This window comes from Pseudomonas cyclaminis, assembly GCF_015163715.1.
Classification (GTDB): Bacteria; Pseudomonadota; Gammaproteobacteria; order Pseudomonadales; family Pseudomonadaceae; genus Aquipseudomonas; species Aquipseudomonas cyclaminis.
Map to the genome: position 1 here is coordinate 21,198 of NZ_JADDUM010000001.1, position 7,016 is coordinate 28,213.

Genomic DNA, 7,016 nt, shown 5'->3' on the forward strand with positions numbered 1-7,016 from the left:
AAACCCGGCGATTGTTCAAGCCTCAGCTGGACTTCAGCGCCATGCTGCGTAGGAAATCAGCCCAGGGATCGTGCCCAGTCACGGCCGCTTCCAGCGTGATCGGCAGTCTCGCTTTTTCGCGCAAAGCCTGGCTGTCTTCCAACTGGTGGGCGAGGATTGCGTCTGCCACGGCGTGGGAGCGCGCTGAATCAAGAGTGCGCGGCACGCGGCGGCCCAGGATTTCCTGCGGCGCCCGCTCATCCGGTTCGGGCAGCTCGTTTCCCAGCGCCTGGATTGCCACGTCGGTGTTCTCCGGCAGCAAGGCCGGTTCCACAGGCCAAGTGCCCTCTGCATAGGCCGCCCAGTCAAAACGCATCCACGGCTGGCGGGTTGCGGTATCGATGGCACGCCTGAATTGAGCGTCGTCAATGTCGCGACGTGGCATTACCAATAGCTGACAGGGGAAACACTCATAAAAATCCAGCTGGCTCAGATACGCGACACGCATCAGAACACCAAAGCGACCGACGCTGAGTGGCGTACCTTCCGCGGTGGCCGGCCGAACCAGGCGGAAGAACCGCACTCGGCCATTTTCCAGGGCCTCACGCCGAGGCAGCGTGAGTTGTGACAGCCAATAGCAAATGGACTCCCGAAAAGCGGTCTTGAGCTGTTGGAGTTTTTGGTCGAACGCCTGGGAAAACACGTTGAAAATGCGTCCCAGCAGATGAAAGCGCCTGGTCATCTGCTGGTATTTGATCGCGGCTTGCGACGAGTGCCATTGGGTTTCGGTGACATCGAGGCGATCGGCCATGTGCAGGTCGGTGAACGAGTATTTTGGGCCGTTATACACATCCTCGAAGCGACCGTTTTCGGAGAAGGGGGAGTTTTCCGGCAGCCACATCAGAATCGGTGCGTCGAGCCAGGGATTATCAGGGTAGACCCTGCGCAGATCATTGCGCGCAGTCTCGCGCAGGGTCACCACGGGTTTGGCGAACGCTTCGAGGGTGGAACGCAAGCGCGCGCGTTGTGCGTTGATGGCCTCCAGCGCCGTGTTGACCGCTGGCACACCGTAGCGTGACTGATGCGCCAGTATGCCGTTCACCACAGCCCAGTCGATGATCGGAACAGCCGCCTGGGGGCTGGCCAGAAATGATTTCCAGGTCCCATCCGGCGGTAGCTCGGCGAGGAACATGATCTGGGCGTAGGTCAGCTGACGTGACGCGCCGGGCAAAAGCTTTTCGACGTACATCACGTATTGGCGTAGTAGCACCCAGGCGTGGGCGCTCAGGTAATCGGTGTCGTCGGGAATCTCGCGTACCAGCAACTGCGGGCTTTTCTCACTGAGGATCAAATGCGCCGCCAGCGCCGCCGCGGGTTCGCCCAGCTCGCTCAAGGCGCCTTCCACGCAGCGGCGAACGAACGTAATGCGTTCCCCCCAGAAATAGTCGCCCTGCCAGTCGAGGTAGGCGAGGCGCGTGGGGTGCGCGTCGAAGTGCGGGTCAATGCTCAGGATCAAGGCCGTCGCTATCAGTGCGATGCGGCTGCCACGCTCCGAGCTGTCGCGGGCATGACTGCCGTGCCAGTGCAGGGTGTCCGACAATGTTTCGCCCAACGCCTGGGCCAGCGGCGACTCAAGCACGCGCACCAGCAGGTAATCGGCCTCTGCGCGCACCTCGGCCACCGACTTGTCGGCCAGCCAGGGTTGGCACAGGCAGGTGAACAGTGCGTCGCTGCGGCCTGCGATGAACGCGTTGCTCAGCTCCACGATCTGTTGCCGTTGCAGCGGCGTCAGGGTCCAGTCCAATGACCGCGGTTCGACGGGCTTCAGTGCGCGCCAGTAGGAGCCATGGCTGGCGGGCAAGGGCAATGGGATTTTCAGGCGCTGCACCAGCGTGCGTGCCTGGGCCAGCGTTTCCGGCAGTCCGAACTGATAAAGCCGCAACCCTTGTGCAAGGCTCACTGCACCGTTGGTGCGCAACTGGCCGCCGGTTTTTGCGGCCAGTTTCATCAATGCCAGTTTCAGCACAAACAGGTGGTCGTGGGCGGTGACGGCGCGCTCCAGGGATTTCCAGCTGCCATCCATGGCATACGCACCGATCTCACCGGAAACCGATAGCAGCACGTGGCTGGCCGGGTCAATCCCCTCATGTGTGCGCAGGCTCACGAAGGCCGGGTCGTCGGTCAACTGGCGCAGGTGAGCATAGGCCTTGTTGACGAATGCCTGCAGGCCGTCCGGGTCGGCGGCGATAATGCGGTCAAGGCCGTCAGGTCCATGCAGTTTGCCGACGGTAATAATCCGTGAGAGCTCGGCGCAAAGGGTGTGCCGATCATTCAATTGGCCTACCAGGCGCCGATAGCGCAACAGCTGGTTGAACGAGCGCGTCGTGTTCATGATCAGCGGTGCAGTGGGTACTTCCCAATCGCGCAGGCGTTGAATCAGGGCGCGGATGTCTGCTCGATTCAATGGGCGTTCAAAGCCGTAGGCCTTCAACACGGCCGCGAGGCTGACGCTGTGGGCGGGATAAAGGTGGGTACCCAGTTGCGTACCCAGCAAAGTCAGGCGCTCCCACCGTGTATCAGGCGACTCAGGGACCCAGGTGCCTTGCTCCTGCTCACTGCCGTGGGCCAGCACGCAGATGCGATTGCGCTGGACGTCGAAGTGCGCATGGGTTGGCGCATCGGCCGGACCGCCGAGATCGTTTTCGTCGAGGATTGCCTGCAACAGGACGGCCGCTTCGCGCAGGCTTCTGGCCAATTTTGAGTCTGAGTTCAGTTGCAGGCTGGTGAGGTAGATATCCAGTGCAAACAGCAACTGTCCACCACTGATCAGCGATTCCAGCGCCTCGGCCAGCTGTTGAAAATCGCGTTTTTGGCGGGTCAGTTCCGCCTCAATGATCGACTTGCTGCGCCCGTTGTCGTCGAACACCGGGAACCCTTGCAGGGCTTGCAGTTCCTCGACGATGCTCAACGCGGTAAAGCGATTGGCTGGCAGCGGATAACCATGGAAGGCTAGAACCAGGTTCAGCGGCAACGTGAATGCATCGTCACCGGCGGGGGGGGCGAGGTAATGAACGCCCAGGTCCGCGGGGTCGACCACATGGCTGATGGCAATAATGGGGTTAGCCACCGACCACCACGCGGAGGTATCGCCCAGGGTGTAGACCTTGGGCTGTCCGTTGGCGCTGACGTGGAGTGTGCTGGTGCGCACGCTCAGGGTTTTGAGGTCAAGGTTCCGATCGGCGGCCCAGGCCATGAAGTGACTGGCATGGATCGCCTTGCTGAACAGTCCGCTCCACTGTCCCAACAATGATTGCGCGGGAACCTGCACAGGTTGCGCGGGCGTTGGCAACTGCGCCTCTGCACCGCCGGAGAGCAGGCCGATCAATTGCGTGATCAAGGCGTTGTCGCCCACGGCGTGCAACGCCTGGGGGGGACTCAGATACGCGTGCACCGGGCCGGGGGTGATTGGCTCTGCGGTATCGTCCGGCAATGTGTTCCACATCAGGCCGAAGGTAGTGGCGTCATCCATGAACGTATGTCCGAGTTGGGGAAACCCGGATCATCGCTGCCGATGGCGCTGGTTCAGTAGCAGGGACTTCCTGGAATGCCGTGGCGTGTGTCCGTCACGGCGGCAGGCAATTGGCCCGCGGTCAGAAGTCCCAGCGGGTGGCCAACTGCAGGCTGCGCGGCTCGCCGTAGAAACCGGTGCCGAAGTTGCCCAGGCCGGTGTAGTACTTTTTGTCGAACAGGTTCTTCACGTTGAGTGTGGTGCTCAAGTGCTCGTTGAAGCGGTAGCGCGCCATCAGGTCGACCAGGTAGTAGCTGTCCTGGGTGATGCGCGAGTCGTGGCCGAAGTTGACGGTGTCGTTCGGGTCTGGCTGGAACACGTTGCCGAAGAATTCGCTTTGCCAGTTCACGCCGCCGCCCACGGTGACATTCTCCAGGGCGCCGGGCAGGCGATAGGCACTGAACAGGCGCACCACTTGCTGCGGCGTGGTGGTTTGCAAGACGGAGCTGTAGACGTAGCCATCATCGGCATTGCGGGTGTGCTGGTAGGTGTAGCCGGCAGAGACATTCCAGCCGTCGAGCACTTCGCCCGAGAGTTCGGCTTCAAAGCCCTTGGTGGTGGCGCCAGCGATGGGGCGGTAGATCGAGTCGGTCTCGAAGCCCGAAACATACTCGGCCACGTTGTCCTGCTCGATACGGAACGCGGCGAAGCTGGCGTTCAGGCGGCCGTCGTAGAACGCGACCTTGAGCCCGGCTTCATAGTTTTGGCCTTCCACTGGATCGAGCAGCTTGCGGTCGGCGTCCTTGCTGGTTTGCGGTTGGTAGATCTGGGTGTAGCTGCTGTACACCGACCAAGTATCGTTGAGGTCGTAGACAATCCCCGCATAGGGCGTGACCACGCCGCTCTGGTGATAGGTGGTGCGGTTGTCGGTCTTGGTGGGGTCGTAGAAGTCCGTGGTGTCGGCGCCGCTGAACGTGCTCACGCGGGTGCCGAGGATCACCGACAGGTCATCCGCAGGTTTCAGGCGAGTGGCCAGGTAGGCACCGGTCTGGCGTTGCACGATATCGTTCTGGCCGCTGCGCGGGATGTCCGGCTTGGCGTATTCACCCTGCCAGTCGAAGATGCTGCCGCCCACGCCTGGGTAGATCGAGCCGTAGACAGGCACGTCCTGTTTCGAACGTGTGGCCATAAAGCCCATGATCAACTCATGCTCGCGCCCGAACAGGCTGAACGGCCCACTGAGGTTGACGTCCAGGGTGTTCTGGACCTGATCACCCTTGTACTTGCCCATGAACATGTACATGCCCTCGCCGGTGACCGGGTCCGGGTTGCCGCCACTGGCAGAGGCGAGCAAGGTGTCGTGCTGGCTGCGCTTGCGGTCGAGGCTGACCTTGAGCGACCAGTCATTGGCCAGCTTCTGTTGTACCGAGGCGAACAGCGTCTGGTTCTGGAAGTCACGACGGCTCCAGTCGGCGGCCGGGTTGAACGAGCGGGAGAAATTCGTACGCGACCCGTCGCTGAAGTACATCGGGAAACCGGTCCAGCTGGCGCCGCGTGAACGGGTGTTCTGCTGGTCGATGCCAAATGTCAGCAGGGTGTCGGGCGTGAGGTCCGCTTCGAGAATGCCGTAGGCGATGTCCTTGGTGTTCTGGTAGTGGTCCAGATAGGACTGGCGATCTTGATACACACCGACAAAGCGTCCGCGCACGTTGCCGGATTCAGTCAAAGGCCCGGAGATATCGCCCTCGGTGCGGTAGTTGTCCCAGGAACCGAAGGTCTGGGTGACCGAGGCCTTGAAGTCCTTGGTGGGCTTTTTGCGGATCAGGTTGACTGTGGCCGATGGATCACCGGAGCCGCTCAACAGGCCGGCCGAACCCTTGATGATTTCCAGGTGGTCGTACACCGCCATGTCGGTGCTGGTGGTGCCGTAGTCGTACACGCCGTCGTAGGTGGAGTTGACGCCGTCGTACTGGAAATTGGTGATCGGCAGGCCACGGCTGGAGAACTCCCAGCGCTCGCTGTCGTAGTTCTGCACGCTCACACCGGGGGCGCGGCGCAGGGTGTCGGCGATGCTGTTGGAGCCCTGGTCGTCCATCTGCTGGCGGGTGATCACCGTGACCGATTGCGGCGTTTCACGCATCGACAACGGCAGGCCGGTGGCCGAGGCCATGGAGCCGGTGGTGTAGGAGTGGGTGTCTTCGGTGGTGGCGCCCAGGTCCTGGCCGGAAATGGTGGTGGCGCCCAGCTCCAGGGCGCCAGTGTTGGCCGGGATCAGCTCCAGCACGTAGCCATTGTTGCCTTGGGGCAAGGCCTGCAATCCGCTGCCTTGCAACACGCGCTGCAAGCCGCTGGCGGCGGTGTAGCTACCGTTCAGGCCTGGACTGGTCTTGCCGGCGGCCAGGCTGTTGTGGCCGGCGATGAAAATGCCGGACTGCTCGGCAAAGCTGTTCAGTACGCTGACCAGGGAACCGGCAGCGATGCGGTAGCTGCGCGGGGCCTCCTGGGTCGAGGGCGATTCGGCGGCATGCACCTGCGGCGCACCGAGGCAAAACAGCGAAGTGGCCAACGCCAACGGGCGTAGCGCGAAGCGAGCAGGTTGCGACATGAATGTTTCCCTTTGGATCAAAACGATCGGCGAATTGAAAGCGTCTGCTGGGTTAACCGAACGAGTTGTGTAAAAGGGAACTGGCGGCGTGAAAAAAGTTACCGGGGGCCAACGGTGACCCACCACGGCATCACCCGGTCGACCCGCACCGGCAGCGCGGCTTGCAGCAGATGCAGGGCGTGGTCGCTGTCCATCAGCGGGAATGAGCCCATCACCGGCAAGTGTGCCACCGCCGGGTCACAGCCCAGGTGGCCGGGACGATAACGGTTGAGCTCGGCCACCAACTGGCCCAGGGGCAGATTGTCGGCCAGCAGCACGCCACGGCTCCACGCCTCACGGGCGGGTGAGACGGCAGTGGTTGGTTGGAAGCCATCGCGGTTGAACGCGACTTGCTGGCCGGCGTCGATGATGCGTACCTGCTGGCTGGCGGTGTGCACTTGCACGCGGCCCTCGAAGACGTTGAGCTGGGTGTGGTCCTCGCCTTGCAACACACTGAAACGGGTGCCCAGGGCTTGCAAGCGGCCGTGGTCGGTGTCCACCAGGAACGGCCGACTGGCGTCTTTGGCTGTATCGATCAGCACTTCGCCAAAACGCAGGTGCAACAGACGTTGCAGGGGATCGAAGCGCACATCCAGCGCGCTGAAGGCGTTGAGCCACACATGACTGCCATCGGCCAGCACGGCGTCGCGGGTTTCGCCGCTGCCGGTGGCGTAGTCGGCGCTCCAGCCGCCCACCAGCCGGGGCAGGGCGGTGTTGCGCCAAGTGCCCCACGCCAGGGTCGAACCGGCACACAACACCAGCAATGTCTTGAGGGTCTGGCGCCGCGAGCTGCGCAAGGCGCGGCTGGCGCCGGGGACTTGGTCGACCAGCGGGGCAAAACGCTGGCTGACCCGGCTCCACATACTGCCAGGCCGCCAGGTGCTC

Annotated in this window: 2 protein-coding genes and 1 pseudogene; all 3 read right to left on the reverse strand. The window is 62.5% G+C overall.

Annotated elements, in window-relative coordinates:
• Positions 1–22: 22 nt before the first annotated feature.
• A complete protein-coding gene (locus IQK56_RS00125; protein ID WP_246500104.1) occupies positions 23–3,508 on the reverse strand; it encodes a hypothetical protein in 3,486 nt (1,161 codons plus the stop codon).
• A 121-nt stretch (positions 3,509–3,629) separates the two neighbouring features.
• Positions 3,630–6,092 (reverse strand): TonB-dependent siderophore receptor, encoded by a 2,463-nt coding sequence (locus tag IQK56_RS00130; RefSeq protein ID WP_193864011.1) that lies wholly within the window; start codon positions 6,090–6,092, stop codon positions 3,630–3,632.
• Positions 6,093–6,190: 98 nt separating this feature from the next.
• Positions 6,191–7,016 (reverse strand): annotated as a pseudogene (locus tag IQK56_RS00135) (FecR domain-containing protein); the annotation flags it as partial.